Here is an 18,259-nt window from a genome sequence, read left to right as displayed (position 1 = left end):
CCGCTTTGCCGACAGAGCGCGGCATGGCTCGGACGCTCTCGCCCCGCTATTCACCTGCCTGATTCTGTGAAACATTTACGCTTCACATCTCTTGAGGCAGATTCTTATGGCAATTAAGGCATTATCCGGCTGGACCAGTGAACAGAAGCACGTCGTCGCGGCGAGCTTCCTCGGATGGTCGCTGGATGCGTTCGACTTCTTCCTTCTCGTGTTCGTCCTGAAGGACATTGCCACGGAATTCCACACCGAGATTTCCAACGTCACACTGGCCATCCTGCTGACGCTGGCGATGCGTCCGGTCGGCGCGTTCATTTTCGGCCGCGCCGCCGACCGTTGGGGCCGCCGGCCGACGCTGATGGTCAACATTCTCCTTTATTCGGTCCTGGAATTCGCCTCGGGCTTTGCGCCAAGCCTGACGGTGCTGATCGTGCTGCGCGCCCTGTACGGCATTGCGATGGGCGGCGAATGGGGCGTCGGCGCTTCGCTCACCATGGAAACCGTCCCGCCGCATGCCCGCGGCTTCGTCTCCGGCCTGCTGCAATCAGGCTATCCGACCGGATACTTCCTGGCCTCGATCGTCTACGGCGTGCTTTTTCCCTATATCGGCTGGCGCGGCATGTTCATGGTCGGCGTGATCCCGGCCTTGCTCGTGTTCTACATCCGCCGCACCGTTCCGGAATCGCCGAGCTGGAGCAAGGAGGCGGCGGTCGAGCGCGGCGGCACGCTCACGGTCTTGAAACAGCACTGGAAGCTCGGCATCTACGCCGTCGTGCTGATGACCGCGTTCAACTTCTTCAGCCACGGCACCCAGGACATCTATCCGACCTTCCTGCAGGTCCAGCACAAGCTGACGCCGCATGTCGTCAGCATCATCGCGGTAATCTACAATCTCGGCGCGATCTGCGGCGGGATTCTGGTCGGCACGCTGTCGGAACGTTTCGGGCGGCGGCGCTGCATCATCATTTCGGCGCTGCTCTGCCTGCCGGTGATTCCGTTGTGGGCGTTTTCGGATAGCCCCGTGATGCTCGCGCTCGGCGCTTTCCTGATGCAGTTCACCGTGCAGGGCGCCTGGGGCATCGTGCCGGTGCATCTCAACGAATTGTCGCCAGATACCGCACGGGGCACGTTCCCCGGATTCGTCTATCAGCTCGGCAATCTGCTGGCGTCCGTGAACGCGACGCTGCAGGCCGGCATCGCCACGCATTACGACGGAAATTACGGCCTCGCGCTTGCCGTCGTCGCGGGGTCGGTTGCGATCATCATCGCCATCCTGACGGCGGTCGGCACCGAGGCCAGAGGCATCGTCTTTACCAAGGCGAAAACCGCCGCGGCCTGAACGTTCATAAGCGAGCGGCCGGCAGCGCGATAGCTGCCGGCTGCGATGGCGGCCAGCCACCTCGGGGAAATGTTCTGCGGACGGACCTAATCGATCCGCAAACCGGCGGCCTTGACCACCTTTTCCCATTTGTCGGTCTCGGCCTGCATCATCGCCCCAAAAGCGTCAGAGCTGGCGATCAGGGGATCGCCGCCCAGTTCGGCGAAGCGGAGCTTGATATTGGGCTCGGTCAGGATCTCGTTGATCTCTCGATTCAACTTCGCGACGATTTCCGGCGGCGTCTTCTTCGGCGCGCCCATGCCGAACAACGCGCTGGCCTCGTAACCCGGCACGGTCTCGGCGACGGTGGGGACATCCGGCAATTGCGGCGAGCGTTCCGCCGTCGTCACCGCCAGCGCACGCAACGAGCCGGAGCGGATATGCTGGATGATCGACGGCATGTTGTCGAAGATCACCTGCACGCGATTGCCCATCAGATCCGTGATCGCGGGCGCGGCGCCGCGATAGGGCACGTGCAGCATCTTCGCGCCCGTCATCAGCATGAACAATTCGCCGGACAGATGCAGCGACGTGCCGTTGCCGGACGAAGCCATGTTGACCTTGCCGGGATTGGCCTTGGTGTATTCGATGAATTCGGCGACATTCTTTACCGGCATGCCGGGCGCCACCGTCATCACGTTGGGCACGCGGATGAACGAGGCCACCGGCCCGATGTCGTGCATGAAATTGAAATCGAGGTTGGCGTAAAGCGAGGAGTTGATGAAATTGGCGGGATTGACCAGCAGCACCGTGTAACCGTCCGGATCGGCGGTGGCGACCGCCTCGGTGCCGATATTGTTGCCGGCGCCCGGCTTGTTCTCGATGAAAAATTGCTGGCCCAGCCGCTCCGAAAGCCGCTGGCCGACCAGGCGCGCCAGAATGTCGGTGGCTCCACCGGCCGAAAAGCCGACCACGAAACGTGCCGGCCGCGTCGGATAATCAAGCGCGAAAGCGCCGCGAGTCGATAAAGCCAGAGCCGAAAGTCCCGTCGTCATGAGACCCAGCGCGGCACGCCGTGAAATCATTGCGTTTCTCCCTCGCCGCCGCTTTTTTTAGCGGTCGGCCTTGTTATTATTAAACTGGCAGTGGGTTGTAACAAACAAGGCCCGGCGCGGCCAGTGCCGCGCAAGCGCCTTGAACTGCGACGAAAGGATAAGCCATGTCCGTGAAAGTCAGCGCGCTCGATCATCTCGTGATCAATGTCGCCGACGTCGCGCGCTCCGTGGAATGGTATCGAAAAATCCTCGGCATGGAGGTCGTGGTGTTTGACCCGGGCGGGGGCAAGACCCCGCGCACCTCGCTGATTTTCGGCCATCAGAAAATCAATGTGCGGCCGCGCGACGCCGACAAGGTGGAATGGTTCACCGCCGACCACGTGGCCGCCGGCAGCGACGATCTCTGCTTTCTCACGGCGAGTTCGCCGGAAGAGGTCGTCGCGCATCTGAAAGCGCACGGCGTGGCGATCGAGGAAGGACCGGTCGCGAAGCAAGGCGCCCGCGGCACGCTGCGTTCGGTCTATTGCCGCGATCCCGACGGCAGCCTGATCGAGATTTCGTCCTATGCGGATAGCGCGCGCTAGCGCCGCGCAACCATCGCTATGTCGTCATGACGGGACATAGCCATCTGCTTTGCGCAGGCGGCGTAAATTCGTCTGCGGGACGCGCGGTGAATTTCAGAAATCCGTCATCGCCTTGCCGGACGCGGCGTCAGCCAAGGCGATCAGTAGGACGATCCCATCGTCACCGGACGGAACGCATTCAGCAGATGCCGGTCGAGCTTGCCGCCCATCTGCTCCATGACCGCGAAGGCCTTGGCATGGGTGAAGGGCAGCCGATAGGCGCGGTTCTCCACCAGCGCAGCGTGGATGTCCACGATCGTGGTCAGACGCACGATGTCGCTGATCTGGTCGCTGTGCAGCCCGTCCGGATAGCCGGAGCCGTCAAGCAGCTCGTGATGATGCAGGACCACATCGAGCATTTCGGGCGGAAAGCCGCCTTGCTCAGCGAGCGCATCATAGCCGAGGCGCGGATGCTGGCGGATCACGCTCATTTCCTCGTCGGTCAGCTTTCCCGACTTGTCCAGGATGTCGACCGGGATGAACGCCTTGCCGACATCGTGCAGCAGCGCCGCGCGCGCCAGCCGGCGCTGGTCATCCTCGCGCATGCCGAGATGCTGCGCGAAGGCCACGGCAAAGCCGGTGACGAACAGGCAATGGCGATAACTCGCGACGTGGTGGCAGCCGACGGTGGTCAGCCATTCCCGCAGCGAGGAGTGCTTGATCGCCTTGAGAATCTTGGTTTCGGCCTCGACGACGTCGTTGAAGTTCAAGGGAACGCCCGCCGGAAGCTTCTGGAAAATCTTGACCATCACCTTATGCGCGGCGGCGACGCCGATGTTCAACGCCGTACCGCGGTCCGTCGCGTCATAGCCATCGTCATCCGGAAAAGCGGCGCGGATGCGTTGCAGGATGCCATCGGCATTGAGCGGCCGCGCGATCGTATCGGTCGCGCCCAGCGCCCACGCCTGCATCGAGCCGTGGTGAAGGGCGTCGGCGAGAACGAACAGCCGCGGCAACGAACTATAGGATTCGGCGCGAAGCTTGTCGCGAACGCGCTGCACGCTCTCGGCCGACCGCAGGTTGATGTCGACCACGATGCCCGAGAAACGGCCGGTCGGATTGTCGGGAATATCGGCTGTCGAGATGGTGTCGACCTCGCCTACCGACTGCAGGATGCTGGCGAGCTCACGGCTCCGATCGCTCCGATCCGACGCCAGAAGCAACCGGCGTCTGGTCGGAATCTTTTTGGCTAGCGCTGACATGAATCCCCTTCGACTTACGGGCATGGCCGACAAGCGATGAGAATAGGGCGCGGCGGGTTCTCCGGGGCTTAACAGGCGTTATGAACGCCGTTCTACCGCGACATGTAAAAGTTTAGCGGCCATGCCGGCAGGCTTCAGGCGATCATAAGCCTGCGAGGTGGCGCCGGTGCGGCCTCGCGCAAAACCCTTTGCCGCGATAACGTGGCGCCGGCTATTTCTCCCGATACCCCCCCAACCAGATGGATGATCCGTGGGACAAGATATCAAGCTGAAGGCTTCGGACGGTTTTCAACTCGGCGGCTATCGTGCCGACCCCGCGGGCACACCGAAGGCGGCCATCGTGGTGATCCAGGAAATCTTCGGCGTCAATCACCACATCCGCTCGGTTTGCGACCGTCTCGCAGACGCCGGCTATGTCGCGGTCGCGCCCTCGATTTTCGACCGCATCGAACCCAATTTCCAGAGCGGCTATTCGCCGGAGGATGTGGCGGTGGCGCGCAAATTCGTCGCCAATCCCGATTGGGCGGCGATGCTGCTCGATACCCAGGCCGCGATCGATACGGTCAAGGATGCCGGTCCGGTCGGCATTATCGGCTTTTGCCTGGGCGGCAGCGTCGCCTACGCGGCCGCGACCAAGCTGTCGGGCCTGTCGGCGGCGGTCGGCTATTACGGCGGCGCCATCGTTCGCTTTGCCGACGACAAGCCGAAAGTGCCGACCCAATTGCATTTCGGCGAAAAGGATCACGGCATTCCGCTGGCCGATGTCGAAACCATCAAGGCCAAGCGGCCGGATGTCGAGGTCCATGTCTATCCGGGCGCGCAGCACGGCTTCCATTGCGACGAACGGGCCAGCTACGACAAGGCGAGCGCCGATATCGCCTGGCCGCGCAGCCTGGACTTTTTTGCCAAGCATCTGAAGAAATAGGCCTGTTGAAGAAACAGGCTTGTTGAAAACAGGTTTGGCGATTGTCGCGGACGCTTCATGGTCATTCCGGCCCGAGAGAGCGGACCGGAATGACGATCGCGCCTTACTCCAACACCCGCGCCCGTAACTCCGCGTCAGGCACAAAGCACGTCTCATATTTGCCGAACATCCGGTAACGGTTGCGGGCGACCAGGCTGTAGACCGCGTCGCGCAACGGCTTCGGCGCCAGGCACAGCGGGTACACCCAGCGCCATCCCGGCAACTGGCTCAGCACCGTCAGCACCGCGTCGGACTCGAAATGGGCGCGCCCGCCGTGGACGACCGCGTTGGTGTCGGGATCGTCAGGGTCGATGCCGAGCGCCTGCGCCATCCGCGTGCCGTAAGCCGACTGGATCGCGGTGAAACGAAAGCGGCGCTTCGCATCGCGCGCGGCGACGAAGCGAACCCAGCGCGAGCAGAACACGCAGACGCCGTCATAGAGGATCACGTCGTCATCCGGCCATCGGCGCATGAAAACTCCCCGGCCCGTCGATATTCCGGAATCGGCGGCCACGCCGATCACGTAACCCAGCGACACCACGATGTCGGCAATATTTGGCCAGGAAATACAGCGTCATCGTTTCCCGGCTGCGGCCGGACGCAGTTTCAGCACGTCGTCGAGCACCGGACCGAAGATCTTTTCTCCGCCATCGGCTTCCGCCAGCCCATGGCCGTCATTACCGAATGCCGGCAGGATGCGAAAATCCACCTTGTCGCCGCCGGTACGAAACGCATCGGCCATCTGCTTGGACAATTCGGGCGAGAAATAACTGTCGTTGGCCGCCACCAGCCACGTCACCGGCACCTGCGCATCCTCGCCGAACTCGGACGCGGAAGAAATCAACACGCGCGGGGCGCAGACCTGATTGGGGACGCCGTTGGCATGGCCGCCGCGTCCCGGCGCGAAGGCGATGACCGCGGAAACGGTTTTCGGGTCATCGCTGGCCAGCGCCAGCGCGCCCCACCCGCCGGCCGCATCGCCGATCACGATCATGCCGTCCCGCCGCACGAAGGATTGATCGCGCAGGTAGCTGAGCGCCGCCTTGATCGAATCGGCGGTCGCATAGCCCGCGCGGGAATAATCGGCCCCGTCGCAGCCGCCCTGATCCTCGAGATAGGATCCGCCGGTCGCGCCGTGGCCGGGCCGTTCCGGCACCAGCACGGCGTAGCCGCGCGCGACCAGCCAGGCCGTCAGCGCCGGGTATTCGGGCTCCGGCATCTGCGCGCGGCGGAGCACGTCTTCCACCGAGGCATGAGCAATCAGCGCCAGCGGAAACGGCCCGTCACCGGCAGGGCGGAACAGCACCGCATGCGCCGCGAGCGCGGGATCTGGCGAAGGGACCAGCCATAGCTGCCTGCGATTCGGCTGGCCCTCGGCGCCTTGCGCGCCGAACTGGCCTTGCGCGGCCACGCTTTGCAAACAGCCAGAGCCGAACAGGACAAGGGCGAAAAGAATCTTGCAGAACTGCATCATCATACCTGACACGGGTGAAACGGAAGCGGATCGGCGAGCACACTACAGACGGCGAATCAGATCCGGCGCATTTTCTTGTGGCGCATCCCACGTTCGAAAGCCCGGTTTGACACATCGTCCGGTATCCGCCGGCAGCCGGTTGCCGTGTGAAGTGTGTTCTTGTCCTTTTTCGGCACAGCCTGGCGACAAAACTGATGCAAAAAATCCACAGGTTAACCGATAATTAAGGATAGACCTTGAAGCCGACGCGTCGACTTGCTTTGATCCGCTCATGAGCACAACGCTGATCGAGGTTAGGCCGGCCAAAGCTGCGGATGCAGCCGCGGTGGCGTCCACCCATGACGAAGCCTGGCGTTCAGCCTATCAGGGCATCATCCCCGGTGCCGAGCTGGAGAGGCTGATCAATCGCCGCGGTCCGCAATGGTGGGACAGCGCGATTCGCAAGGGCAGCCGCGTCAGTGTGCTGGTGTTCGGCGACAAGGTCGCGGGCTACGCCAATTACGGCCGCAACCGGGCGCGCAGCCTGCATTTCGAGGGCGAAATCTACGAACTTTACCTGCGCCCGGAATTTCAGGGCCTCGGTTTCGGCCGCCGCCTGTTTACGTCCGCTCGCCGCGACCTGATGCAGAGCGGCCTGAAGAGCATGGTGATCTGGGCGCTTTCCGACAACGATCCGGCGACGGAGTTTTACCGCGCCCTCGGCGGCCGCATGGTGGCGCGCTCGTCGGAGAAATTCGGCGCCAAGTCGCTCGACAAGGTGGCTTTCGCCTGGACCAACTGAGCTCGCCGAGCGGCCCGGCTTTACCACGCAGCAAAGCCACTCCTTGCGCCGGTCCAGCGTGTGCTATGTCCTTACCCAACCTAACTTCCAGAGTTCGTGGAGCCGTGTATGCGTATTGAAGCCATTTCGATCGGAAAAAACCCGCCCTATGACGTCAACGTCGTCATCGAAGTACCTGTCGGCGGCGAGCCGATCAAATACGAGATGGACAAGGAGGCCGGCACGCTGGTGGTCGACCGCTTTCTCTACACGGCGATGCGCTATCCTGGGAATTACGGCTTCATCCCGCACACGCTCTCGAACGATGGCGACCCCTGCGACGTGCTGGTGGCGAACACCCGCGCCATCGTGCCGGGCGCGGTGATGAGCGTGCGCCCCGTCGGCGTGCTGCTGATGGAGGACGAGGCCGGCGGCGACGAGAAAATCATCGCGGTGCCGACCTCGAAACTGACCCAGCGCTACGACAAGGTGAAGAACTACGACGATCTGCCCGGCATCACGCTGCAGCAGATCCAGCACTTCTTCGAGCATTACAAGGATCTCGAAGGCGGCAAATGGGTGAAGGTGCTGCGGTGGGGCGACTCGGCCGAAGCGCACAAGCTGATCCTGGAAGGCATCGAACGAGCGCAGAAGAAGTAAGCGTCAAGACGACGCCCGTCATTCCGGACGGGTCGCCAAAGCGATCCGATCCGGAATGACGGTTTCTCAAACCGCCGGCGCGGGCAGGCCTGCGATCGCGCAGGCCGCGCGCAGCGTGTTCACCAGCAGGCACGCCACCGTCATCTGGCCGACGCCGCCGGGCACCGGCGTGATCGCGCCGGCAACGTTGAGAGCTTCCTGAAAGGCGACATCGCCGACCAGCCGCGTCTTGCCGTCGTCGCCCTGCAAGCGATTGATGCCGACATCGATCACGGTGGCGCCCGGCCTGATCCAGTCGCCGCGCACCATTTCGGGCTTGCCGACGGCGGCGTAGACCAGATCGGCGCGGGCGGTGAGTTGCGGAAGATCATGCGAGCGCGAATGCGCGATCGTCACCGTGGCGTTCTCATTCAACAGCAATTGCACCAGCGGCCGCCCGACCAGGTTGGAGCGGCCGATGACGATGGCGTTCATGCCCTCGAGCGAGGCATGCACGCTTTTGGTGAGGATGATGCAGCCCAGCGGCGTGCAGGGCGCCAGCGCGGGGAGCCCGCCGGCGAGGCGTCCGGCATTGTTGGGATGCAGCCCGTCGACATCCTTGGCCGGATCGATCGCGTTGATGACGGTCTCGGTGTGCAGCGATTTCGGCAGCGGCAATTGCACCAGAATGCCATGCACGCCGGGATCGCGATTGAGTTTCGCGATCAGCGCCAGCAGGTCGCTTTCGGCGACATCGGCCGGCAATTTATGCTCGAACGAGGCCATGCCCGCGGCCTGGGTCTGGGTATGCTTGCTGCGGACATAGACCTCGCTGGCGGGATCGCTGCCGACCAGCACGACGGCAAGACCGGGCGTCAGCCGGTGCTCGCGCCGCACGCGCGCGACTTCCTCCGCGACGCGGGCACGAAGCTCCGCGGCAATGGCCTTTCCATCGATGATCCGGGCCGTCATCTCAATCCTTTGCTTTTTTACCGGTCAACGCCGTGGCTGTTATGTTTCGCAACGCCTCGCCGAGCCTGGCGGGATCGCCGTCAACGGCGACCTGCTTGAGCCGCGAGGTCGCACCGGACAGCAGCCGCACATGGGCCTTGGGCACGCCGAGCGCCTTGGCCAGCAACTCCGTCACCGCCCGGTTGGCCTCACCGCCGTCGGCGATGGCGCGGACACGTATCTTGACCACGCTTCGGCCGTCGGCGAGGGTTTCAATGCCGTCGATACCGTCGCGGCCGCCGCGCGGCGTCACCCGCAGCGCCACGCTGATACCTTGGGCCGAGTAACGCCAAGGGTCCATTACCAAGGGTCCATCGCCGGGTATCCATCGTCAAGGATCCACCAAGGGTCCGTCAGGCGTCCGCAAGCTCACGAGCCTTATTCGCCCGAAACCGCTCGGAGCGCGGTCAGAACACCGCAGGATAGATGTAATAAATGATCACCCGCTGGATAAACATGATGATCAGGATCAGGATGATCGGCGAGATATCGAGGCCGCCGAGATTGGGCATGAACGAACGGATCGGCGCCAGCAGCGGTTCGGTGATGCGGTACAGGAATTCCGCCACCGCCGCCACGAACTGGTTGCGCGTGTTGACGACGTTGAAAGCGATCAGCCAGGACAGGATCGCCGAAGCGATCAGCAGCCAGACATAGAGATCGAGGACCATCAGAACGATGTCGAGAACGGCGCGCATGCAGGGCTTACTCGCGGTTTCAGTCGCGGATCGGACTTTCCGCTAGATATCGGTTCCCCCCCTGGCAAACAAGGGAAGTTCCGGGCCAAGGCGCGGGAAAGCAGCAATTTCGGCGTTCTTGACTTGTCCTTGGCGCGGACTGTAAATGCGCCGACCAGAGGCCGCCCTCGATGAGAGGCGGCCGCGGAGGGGCCATAGCTCAGCTGGGAGAGCGCATCGTTCGCAATGATGAGGTCGGCGGTTCGATCCCGCCTGGCTCCACCAGCCTCCGCGAATTACGAGTGTTAACGACGCCCATTTCGGCTCGACAACCCCCGATCACACCAGAAGCGTAGGGCGGGCAAAGACGCGCAAGCGCCGTGCCCACCATCTATCCCGCACTTCCTGGAAGGTGGGTACGCTTCGCTTTGCCTACCCTACAAATGGCGCGAGTTCCGCCATCGGTGCCAGGAGAACCGAAACGGCGCTTACGCGCGCGTCCGGAGCTGAAAACGACCGACCGCGGCCAGGATAAATCCGCGAGGAAACAGCCGGAGCAGGAACGGCATGATCTTGATCCCGAGACCGGGCAGCACGGCGCGCTTGTTGGTCATCAGCCCGCGATAGCCTTGGCGCGCGACTTCGGAGGCGGAGACGTTGAGGATGGTCGAATCGAATCCGGGATCGAACCCCGCCCGCTCCTGGAATTCGGTGAGTACGGGGCCGGGACACAGCACGGTCACGCGCACGCCGCGGGGTGCCAGCTCCTGGCGCAGCGCCTCGGTGAACGACAGGACATAGGCTTTGGATGCATAATAGATCGCCATCCCCGGACCCGGCAGAAAACCCGCGATCGAGCTGACATTGAGAATGCCGCCGCGATGCCGGATCAGGCTGTCGGCAAACCGCAACGACAATTCGGTCAGCGCGCGAATATTGACGGCGATGATGTTGAGCTGCTCTGTGCGATCCATCTCGATCGCGTTGCCGAACAGGCCAAAGCCGGCATTGTTGACCAAGAATTCGACATCGACACCTGCGGCATCGAGAGCGGCTGCGATCTTGTCGCCGGCATCCGCCTGTGCGAGGTCGCAGGGAATCACGATCGGCGCCGCACGGCCGGCCACGGCGATCTCATTTGCAAGCTTGGTCAAGATATCCGCGCGCCGCGCCACCAGCGCCACGCGATGGCCATTCGAGGCAAAGATACGGGCAAACTCGGCGCCTATCCCAGCCGAGGCACCGGTAATCAGCGTCACTCCTTCGGTCACGATCGATGCTCTTGGTCCGTTTAGCAAAGTCCGCGGCGAGCGCCGGAACCAATGCATACGCTTTAGGCGGGACGCACGCCGCCTGCAAGAGACTCGCAGTCATGGCGCCGGCACAAAGACACCGGGGCGGAATTGAACGGCAATAATTGCGAGGGTAAATCGCCGTATCGACGGCGGTTAGAGCCTTTCGAATCGGAGCCTAGGCTCTAACATTTTGTTTTGACGTGTTTTCTTCCCGCGGACCGGGATCCGCTTCGCTCGAAAACGCTTAGGTTAGATTAAAATTCGGTCATGTCCGGCGGCGAGCGGTCGCCGCGCCCCAACTTAGGTCGCGACGTCCGCAATATCCGGGCCGCCCTTGACCGGGATCGAGCGCCCTTCGGCGACGTGATGTTTAAGGTCGATCCGGTCGCGCGCCGACACGCCCAGCAGATCGGAGGCGCGCCACAGGACGTTATCCTCGAACTCGCTGACCTGGCCGTCGGCATAGACCAGCTCCCACATCATTTCGACGATGCGACGCCGGCCCGCTTCGTCCACCGAGCGCACGATGACGCTGGTGAAATGATAAAGATCGACCGCCTCGCCCTCGACCAGCGTGGCCGAAGCGATCAGTTGATCCGCCGTCCCCGGATTCAGTCCGAAATGGGATTCGAGCAGGCCGTGGAGCTTGCGCTTCTCGATTTCGGACGGCTCGCCGTCGAGCGAAATGACGTGAATCAGCAGCGCCGTCGCCGCCAGGCGATACCCGGTGTCGTCGAAATTCCGCCCTTGATGCGCCTGGGGAGAAACAACGTCGGCAATGAATTGGCGTAACCCGTCCAGCATCACTCTCTACCGAAATGCACAAAGATAACTTTCCGCCGCACCCGCGCGGTAGCCAACATATGGGTCGGAAAATCGGCCGCCGCAATCCGGGTCCACTCCGTGGATTGCATTACGTTTCGGCAATCTCCGGCGCGGAACCCCACGGGCCAGCCTCGTTTACGGTGGTGGGCAGCCGTTTCTCAAGGTATTTCATATACGACGATCTTGTCGGCAATGCCCCGCAACGCGGCCTGCTTCTGGATTGGCTTGAGCTCTTCCCTGTCCAGCATGGCGGATACCGCCGGCGCGTCGATCACCGGCCCGGTGATGTGAATCGCCTGCGAGGTCGACAGGCCCTGGACTCTTGCCGCGATATTGACGGTCTGGCCGAAATAATCCTGCCGCTCGTTCAGCATCACCGCGAGACAGGATCCTTCATGGATGCCGATCTTGACCACGAGGTCCTTGGTGCCGCGCGCGGCATTGAGCTTGTCCATCGCCGAACGCATCCGCAACGCGGCGGCCAGCGCATGTTCGGGCCTGATGAAAGTCGCCATCACGGCGTCGCCGATCGTTTTCACCACCGCGCCTTTTTCCGACGCGATGATCTCCAGCAGCGCGTGGAAATGCGCGCGCACCAAATCGAACGCCGCGAGATCGCCGACGCGTTCATACAACGCGGTCGAGCCCTTGAGGTCGGTGAACAGAAACGTCAGCGAGGTGATCTTGAGGCGCTGATCGATATCGAGATTGTCCGCCTTGTAGACGTCGCGGAAGGTCTGGTTGGTCAGCATCCGCTTGGCGGTGACGAACGGCTTGCGCCTGCCGATCAGATGGTGAAGCGCATCGGCCGCGATGAAGACCGACGGCAACACCCGCACCGCGGCCTGGTTGTCGAGCGACAGCGATAGCGGACCGGGGCGCAGGACCGTGGTTTCGACCGGCCCGTGCGTCCTGTTGTAGACCAGCGACAGATGCTGAAGCTCGCTGGTCGGCTCGCCCTGGACATCGATGAAGCGGGCGCTGTGGGTCACCGGCTCGAACACGATGATGAATTGCGGCGGCAATTGCAGCGACAATTCCGTCTTCCGGCCGGCCGGCAATTCGAGCGCCTTGAGGACGACGTCGTTGGACAGCGAGGCCATCGATTCCTCGTCGAAATCGACGCCGGAGCTCCAGAACACCTGCTTGAAATAATCCCAGATCGGCAGCGTGTTGGGATCGTGCGCCGCGATCCGCCGCACCAGCGGACTGACGGTGAAGGCGACCTCGACCTGCTCGTCGACGGAAGCTTCGTAGCCGCAGGCGCACAGCCCGCAATGATAATCGTCGTGACGCAAATTCTTCAGCGTGCTGTGGGCGTCGAGCACGCCGCCGCAGCCGGGACAGAGCACGTTCCAGGTCAGGTCGAACAGCCCGAGCCGGGAGGCATGGAGGAATCCCGCGATCACTCGCTCTTCGTCGAGCCCGGTCCGTGCCGAAAAATCCAGCAGGTTGACGCGATTGAGCTCGTGGTCCACGCCGGTTTCGATCAGCCGCGCGATCGCGTCGGCGACCGCCGGATCGGCAGCCTGCTTCAGCGCCGAAATCTGGGCTTGAATATTGCTCATGTGAAATGGCTCATGCGAAAATCCTGTCGGCCGAAAACCTGTCAACGCGGCGAGATGGCGAACATCGGCGAACGGTCGGGCTGCGTCGTGACCACACCGACCGGCACGACCGGATCCTTGTCAAGCAGCTCGACGCGGAAGGCGCCGATCAGCCCGGCAAGCGCCAGCGTCGCCTCGACCAGTGCAAAATGCGCGCCGATGCAGACCCGCGCCCCGACGCCGAACGGCAGATAGGCAAAGCGGTCCGGCTGCGGCGACGGCGGCACAAAGCGCGACGGAATGAACGCGTCCGGATCGCGCCAGAGCTTTTCATGGCGATGCAACAGCCAGGGCGCGATCAGGATGATGTCCTTTTTCCGGATCGAAAGCCCGGCAACCGTATCCGGCGCCGCGGCCGCGCGCGCGATCAGAAATACCGGCGGATAAAGCCGCATCGCCTCATCGATCACGGCGCGGGTGAATTTCAGCCGCTCGATGTCGAGCGCGCCATCCGCGGCGGCGCGCTTGACCTCATCGGCCAATTGGTCCTGCGCGGCCGGATCGAGCGACAGCAGATACAACGACCAGAACAGCGCGTTCGCAGTAGTTTCGTGACCGGCGAGGATCATGGTCGCGACCTGATCGCCGAGCTGTTCGTCGGTGAAGGACTGGCCGGTCTCGGGATCGCGCGCGTCCTCCATCAGGTCGAACAGATCGCGCGGCGGAGAGCCGTCGTTCTGGCCGGCGGCGCGGCGTTCCGCCATCAGCATAGCGATGAACCGGGTCCAGCGCCGGCGGAAACGCGCGCGGGCGAAATCCTTCGGGCTTGGCCAGCCCAGCGGCAATGCGAGATCGAGAAAATGCGGCCGCGCCAGCCGCTCGGCATATTCCATCACGAAGCCGCGCAGCGCCGGCCCGTGACGATCCATGCCGAGCGAGAACATGGTGCGCCCGGCGATCTCGAGCGTCATCCGCTGCATCGCTTCGCGCAGATCGACCGGCGCGCCGCTGCACGCCTGGAGATTGGCAACGGCGCCGTCGATGCCTGCGATCATGTGCGGCACCAGCGTCGCCACCGCGCGCGGCGTAAAGGCCGGCGCCAGCGTTCGCCGCTGATGTTTCCAGCTGCGCCCCTCGGCGATCAGCAGGCCTTCGCCGAGGATCGGGCGCAATACCCGGATGCCCGCCGGCGTTCTGGTATAATTCTCGTAATTGTCGACCAGCACATGCCGGATCGCATCCGGCGCATTGATGATGAAGCTGTTGCGTCCGAAAAAGCTGCCCTGGATGACATCGTCTTCATAGGCACGCTGGGCCCAGGTCTCCAACACGCTTTTGCGAAGCACCCTCATCCGGCGGCGCGCCGTCATGATTTCGGGCGCGCGCGGCGGACTCGGCGGGATCAGCGGCCGGCGCGTGGCCGTGACGCCATCTCCGTCCGGGTGACGGGCTTCGGCCATGCTCACAGGAAGCCTCCCAACAAGATCCACAACAGCTAGTCAGCCGGCCCGGCGGCCGCAATCCTTGCTGCTGGTGCGCGAGCCTCGCGGATCATCGAGCATCTGCGATAGCAAGCGAAACACAACGGGATATGACGGGTTAACCGGCGGTGTTCACACCCCTGCCGGCATCACGACGGCAAATTATTGGCCGTGGTCGGTCAGAATCTTGTCGCAACCCTTGCTGATCCGGTCGCGGTGTTCCTTCAGGCACGCCAGCACCGCCGAATCGCCGTCATTCATCACCGCCCGGCAATGACGGACCACGTCGCGGGTACAGGCATCGTGCTCACGCTGCTGCTGCGCGAAGGCCGCAGTGGCGCAAAGCACCAGCGGAACAAGCGGGACGAACAAAAGAAATCTGGCCATCGCATCCTATCCTTCCGCGTATCCTTCAGCCGCGATCAAAATTCCGGCACGGCAAATCTGTCAACGCGCGCCCTCACACTCCGGATCGGCCACCGTCAAAATTAACCGCTCGACCGGAGCCACGTTGGCACGACGTTAACGTCTATTTCTCATTAATGACAGCGACGCGAGAGACGGACGCGGCGGGGGAACCGCAGGCGGGTCGTTCATTGAACGACAGCTCGAATCCCGGAAAACCGCGGCTCCCAGGTTCCGGCAGTCATTTTGAGTGATGGGGACGAGTAAACATGCGTAACGCGCTGGGCTTGATGTTGGCGAGTGTTGTTTCGGCGGCGCTGATCGTCGCCGTCTGGTACTGGACATACTCGCCCCGCGCCGAAATGGCCGCCGCGCCCGCGACCATGCCCGCCGCGCCGGCCAACCGGCTTTCGCCCGACGCCGCCGCCAGGGCCGCTGCTACGGACACGGTCGATGTTACCGCCGCCATTCCGGGCAAGCCGACACCGCCCTTGGCGCCCGCTGCTGTCGCCGCTGCACAGCCGGCTGCGCCTTGCGCCAATTCGGACGCGCTCGGCGTCAGCCGCGTGGTGGAAATCGACACCACCGGCGGGCCCGGCTTCGGCTTCGAGCATTTCAAGCAGTTCGACTTCCTGATCGACAAGGAAGTCGTGCTGACCTTCGACGACGGCCCGTGGCCGGGCACCACGCCGGCCGTGCTCAAGGCGCTCGCCGATCAATGCACCAAGGCGGTGTTTTTCTCGATCGGCAAGCATGCCACCTATCATCCCGAGATTCTCCGGCAGGTTCTGGCCGCCGGCCACACCGTCGGCACGCACACCTGGTCGCACGCCAATCTCAACAGCAAGAAGATGACGGAGCAGGAGGCCAGGGACGAAATCGAAAAGGGCATGAGCGCGGTGAAGCTCGCGCTCGGCACCGCGCCGGCGCCGTTCTTCCGTTTCCCGGAGTTGCAGCATAATCCGCAGGCGGTGGCCTATCTCGGCCAGCGCAATGTCGCGATCTTCTCCTGCGACCTCGATTCGTTCGACTTCAGGAAGACCAGCACGCCCGACAAGATCGTGCAGACGGTCATGACCAAGCTCGACAAACAGGGCAAGGGCATCATCCTGATGCACGATTTCCAGAAGCACACCGCCGAGGCGCTGCCGGAATTGCTGCGCCGGCTGAAGGCCGGCGGCTACAAGGTCGTGCAGATGAAGGCCAAGGCGCCGTTGCAGACGCTGGTGGAATATGACGACATGGTGCGTCAGGACGGCAAGGTTCCGGCTTCCGCCGCGCGTCCGGTCGCCAGCGTGGTGCAGACCATCGCGCAGTAAGGGTGCGGATCATCTGAAGGCTGGTGCCGCAAGAGGGATTCGAACCCCCGACCCCGTCATTACGAATGACGTGCTCTACCAACTGAGCTATTGCGGCGGACCACGCGGAAAAACGCGTGCATCTGATATCGGGCGCAGCCCGGATTGGCAAGGAAAACGCGGAAATCACGCGCCCCAGCGCGACCAAAATCCGCGCCAGCCGCCGGCCTGGGCGCGCGAGGCGGCCATCTGTTCCGCGAATTCGTCCCGCATTCCCTCATCGTCGATGCCGGGATCGTCCGGCGCCCGGACAATCGGGATGATGGGTGGAATGCCGGCCGGCGCGGCGGCTGCAAGCTCATGGTCCGGGAGGTCGCGCCGGGCGCGAAACAGCGGCGCTTCGGCGGTCTGGGACGCGGCCTGTGAGGTGACTTGCGATGCGATTTGGGACGATCCGGCCGGGGCGGGCGCAGAGATTGCGGCGGGTACAGATTCGGCCACGGCCGGAACCGGCTGCGACGGGGCATTGTCCTGCATGGCCCCCGGCGCGGTCGCGGAAGCAGGCGACTCGGCCGCAACGGCCGGAGTTTCGCTCGCTATCCTGTCGCGGCGTGGCACCGGCGGCGCCAGCATGGCTTCCTCGAACGGCGAGGATTCGATCGTGGTCCCCTTACCGGAGGGCAGCGCCGCGACCGGGGTCTGCCACTGAAAGGCGTCGAGGCGGCCCGAGACCGGCGACACCGGCCGCCACGACGCCGAGACATAGCCGTCGGCGGTCCAGGCCGGATCGTGCAGCGCGCGGACCGCGCGTTGGGTCCAGGCCCGCGCTCGGCCGGAGTCGCCATGTTCGGTGCGTTCGAGCTCCGCCATCAGCATCGCCACCCGCTGCGTGGGCGCGGCGACGAATGGCGCCAGCGCCTCGCGGGCGCGGCCAAATTCCGAGGCATCGATGGCGGCGCGCGCGATCGCCAGCGCGCCTTCGACATGGCCGGGCGTTTTCGCCGCAAGCGTCTCGACCCGCACCAGCCGCTGCCGCGCCGAATCGCCGAGCCTGACATGCGCATAGGCGTCCGCCAGATCGGGATGCGGCTGCGCCAGCCAAGCCGCCTCCACCAGCCGCATCGCGCGCCGCACCTGATGCGCCTCGCTTTCAAATTTGCCGGCGAGCACGGCGGCCGGAATCAAGGTCGGCGCCAGCTTGATCGCTTCCATCACGCTGTCGCGCGACAAGTCCCGGTCAATGGTTTCCAGTTCCAGCGCCCGCGCGGTCAACAGCACGCCGCGCTGGCGGCGATAGGCCGGTTTGTCGATCAGGCCCGACGCCAGATTATGGTCGAGGATCGACAGCGCGCCGCTCCAGTCGCCCTTGGCGCAGCGAAATCCCAGCACCGCATGCGAAGCCCAGGTCGATGACGGCGACAATTTCAGTGCTTCCTCCGCGATCATCACCGCGGAAACCGGATCGTCGGCGCGCTGCGCCTCGATGAACAGGCCGCGCAGGCCCAGCAGCCGGGTGTCCGCGCGCTCGGCCATGGCGCGGAAGGCGCGCTGCGCGCCGGCGCGGTCGCCGTCGAGTTGCGCGGTTTGCGCATCCAACAGCGGCGTCAGCGGATCCTGCGCGGCGTGGCGGCGCGCGACCGCGACATGGGCGCGCGCGGCAGCCGCCTCGCCGCGGCCGCCCGCCACCA

At 63.8% G+C, this 18,259-nt stretch carries 19 protein-coding genes and 2 tRNA genes; 7 read left to right on the top strand and 14 right to left on the bottom strand.

Translation table 11 applies throughout. The annotated features are described in order from the left end of the window. Window positions 1–106: 106 nt before the first annotated feature. A complete protein-coding gene (locus HB630_RS09270) occupies window positions 107–1,336 on the top strand; it encodes an MFS transporter (RefSeq protein WP_213771947.1) in 1,230 nt (409 codons plus the stop codon). An 86-nt stretch (window positions 1,337–1,422) separates the two neighbouring features. On the opposite strand, the gene HB630_RS09265 is transcribed toward HB630_RS09270, so the two are convergent. Next, complete coding sequence (locus tag HB630_RS09265; RefSeq protein WP_213771946.1) at window positions 1,423–2,400, bottom strand: tripartite tricarboxylate transporter substrate binding protein; 978 nt, start codon at window positions 2,398–2,400, stop codon at window positions 1,423–1,425. 134 nt (window positions 2,401–2,534) lie between these two features. Here HB630_RS09265 and HB630_RS09260 point away from each other — a divergent pair, with 134 nt between their 5' ends. Then, window positions 2,535–2,954, top strand: coding sequence for a VOC family protein (locus HB630_RS09260; RefSeq protein WP_213771945.1), 420 nt, complete (start codon window positions 2,535–2,537; stop codon window positions 2,952–2,954). A 140-nt stretch (window positions 2,955–3,094) separates the two neighbouring features. Here the strand turns inward: HB630_RS09260 and HB630_RS09255 are convergent, their stop codons facing one another. Beyond that, on the bottom strand, window positions 3,095–4,195 hold the full coding sequence (locus HB630_RS09255) for an HD domain-containing phosphohydrolase (protein WP_213771944.1): 1,101 nt from the start codon (window positions 4,193–4,195) through the stop codon (window positions 3,095–3,097). 250 nt (window positions 4,196–4,445) lie between these two features. On the opposite strand from HB630_RS09255, the gene HB630_RS09250 reads away from it, so the two are divergent. Beyond that, window positions 4,446–5,120 carry a dienelactone hydrolase family protein gene (locus tag HB630_RS09250; protein WP_213771943.1) on the top strand — a complete coding sequence of 225 codons (675 nt, stop codon included), beginning with the start codon at window positions 4,446–4,448 and terminating at the stop codon, window positions 5,118–5,120. A gap of 103 nt (window positions 5,121–5,223) precedes the next feature. On the opposite strand, the gene HB630_RS09245 is transcribed toward HB630_RS09250, so the two are convergent. Beyond that, window positions 5,224–5,631 (bottom strand): DCC1-like thiol-disulfide oxidoreductase family protein, encoded by a 408-nt coding sequence (locus tag HB630_RS09245; RefSeq protein ID WP_213771942.1) that lies wholly within the window; start codon window positions 5,629–5,631, stop codon window positions 5,224–5,226. A gap of 102 nt (window positions 5,632–5,733) precedes the next feature. Continuing rightward, window positions 5,734–6,630: a dienelactone hydrolase family protein gene (locus HB630_RS09240; protein ID WP_249780797.1), complete on the bottom strand. Its 897-nt coding sequence runs from the start codon at window positions 6,628–6,630 to the stop codon at window positions 5,734–5,736. A gap of 274 nt (window positions 6,631–6,904) precedes the next feature. On the opposite strand from HB630_RS09240, the gene HB630_RS09235 reads away from it, so the two are divergent. Next, window positions 6,905–7,414 (top strand): GNAT family N-acetyltransferase, encoded by a 510-nt coding sequence (locus HB630_RS09235; RefSeq protein ID WP_213771941.1) that lies wholly within the window; start codon window positions 6,905–6,907, stop codon window positions 7,412–7,414. Window positions 7,415–7,522: 108 nt separating this feature from the next. Next, a complete protein-coding gene (ppa, locus tag HB630_RS09230) occupies window positions 7,523–8,053 on the top strand; it encodes an inorganic diphosphatase (RefSeq protein WP_213771940.1) in 531 nt (176 codons plus the stop codon). Window positions 8,054–8,119: 66 nt separating this feature from the next. Here ppa and folD read toward each other — a convergent pair whose 3' ends face one another. The 3 genes from folD to HB630_RS09215 all read right to left on the bottom strand — a co-directional run bounded on the left by folD (window position 8,120) and on the right by HB630_RS09215 (window position 9,741). Beyond that, a complete protein-coding gene (gene folD / locus HB630_RS09225) occupies window positions 8,120–9,004 on the bottom strand; it encodes a bifunctional methylenetetrahydrofolate dehydrogenase/methenyltetrahydrofolate cyclohydrolase FolD (protein ID WP_213771939.1) in 885 nt (294 codons plus the stop codon). Window position 9,005: 1 nt separating this feature from the next. Then, window positions 9,006–9,344, bottom strand: a complete 339-nt coding sequence (locus HB630_RS09220) for a DUF167 domain-containing protein (protein WP_213771938.1) — start codon at window positions 9,342–9,344, stop codon at window positions 9,006–9,008. Between the two features lie 106 nt (window positions 9,345–9,450). Next, a complete protein-coding gene (locus HB630_RS09215; RefSeq protein ID WP_213771937.1) occupies window positions 9,451–9,741 on the bottom strand; it encodes a YggT family protein in 291 nt (96 codons plus the stop codon). 188 nt (window positions 9,742–9,929) lie between these two features. Here HB630_RS09215 and HB630_RS09210 point away from each other — a divergent pair. Further along, window positions 9,930–10,005, top strand: a tRNA-Ala gene (locus tag HB630_RS09210). Between the two features lie 203 nt (window positions 10,006–10,208). On the opposite strand, the gene HB630_RS09205 is transcribed toward HB630_RS09210, so the two are convergent. From HB630_RS09205 to HB630_RS09185, 5 genes are all read right to left on the bottom strand, one after another. Beyond that, the gene (locus HB630_RS09205; protein WP_213771936.1) at window positions 10,209–10,991 is read right to left on the bottom strand and encodes an SDR family NAD(P)-dependent oxidoreductase; all 783 of its coding nucleotides are present in this window, start codon (window positions 10,989–10,991) and stop codon (window positions 10,209–10,211) included. Window positions 10,992–11,315: 324 nt separating this feature from the next. Beyond that, the gene (locus HB630_RS09200; protein ID WP_213771935.1) at window positions 11,316–11,819 is read right to left on the bottom strand and encodes a TerB family tellurite resistance protein; all 504 of its coding nucleotides are present in this window, start codon (window positions 11,817–11,819) and stop codon (window positions 11,316–11,318) included. Window positions 11,820–11,998: 179 nt separating this feature from the next. Continuing rightward, on the bottom strand, window positions 11,999–13,408 hold the full coding sequence (locus tag HB630_RS09195) for an adenylate/guanylate cyclase domain-containing protein (protein WP_213771934.1): 1,410 nt from the start codon (window positions 13,406–13,408) through the stop codon (window positions 11,999–12,001). A gap of 41 nt (window positions 13,409–13,449) precedes the next feature. Continuing rightward, window positions 13,450–14,847, bottom strand: coding sequence for a cytochrome P450 (locus HB630_RS09190; RefSeq protein WP_213772391.1), 1,398 nt, complete (start codon window positions 14,845–14,847; stop codon window positions 13,450–13,452). 183 nt (window positions 14,848–15,030) lie between these two features. Next, window positions 15,031–15,255: a cysteine rich repeat-containing protein gene (locus tag HB630_RS09185; protein WP_213771933.1), complete on the bottom strand. Its 225-nt coding sequence runs from the start codon at window positions 15,253–15,255 to the stop codon at window positions 15,031–15,033. Between the two features lie 287 nt (window positions 15,256–15,542). Here HB630_RS09185 and HB630_RS09180 point away from each other — a divergent pair, with 287 nt between their 5' ends. Next, window positions 15,543–16,592 (top strand): polysaccharide deacetylase family protein, encoded by a 1,050-nt coding sequence (locus tag HB630_RS09180; RefSeq protein WP_213771932.1) that lies wholly within the window; start codon window positions 15,543–15,545, stop codon window positions 16,590–16,592. Window positions 16,593–16,613: 21 nt separating this feature from the next. On the opposite strand, the gene HB630_RS09175 is transcribed toward HB630_RS09180, so the two are convergent. Both HB630_RS09175 and HB630_RS09170 read right to left on the bottom strand, forming a co-directional pair. Next, a tRNA-Thr gene (locus tag HB630_RS09175) sits at window positions 16,614–16,689 on the bottom strand. Window positions 16,690–16,757: 68 nt separating this feature from the next. Continuing rightward, window positions 16,758–18,259 (bottom strand): hypothetical protein (locus tag HB630_RS09170; protein WP_213771931.1); only part of this gene is annotated, 1,502 nt, incomplete at its 5' end.

This window comes from Bradyrhizobium sp. dw_78 (assembly GCF_018449525.1).
In the GTDB taxonomy this organism is placed as follows: Bacteria; Pseudomonadota; Alphaproteobacteria; order Rhizobiales; family Xanthobacteraceae; genus Bradyrhizobium.
This window is presented reverse-complemented; position numbering and strand designations above follow the sequence as displayed.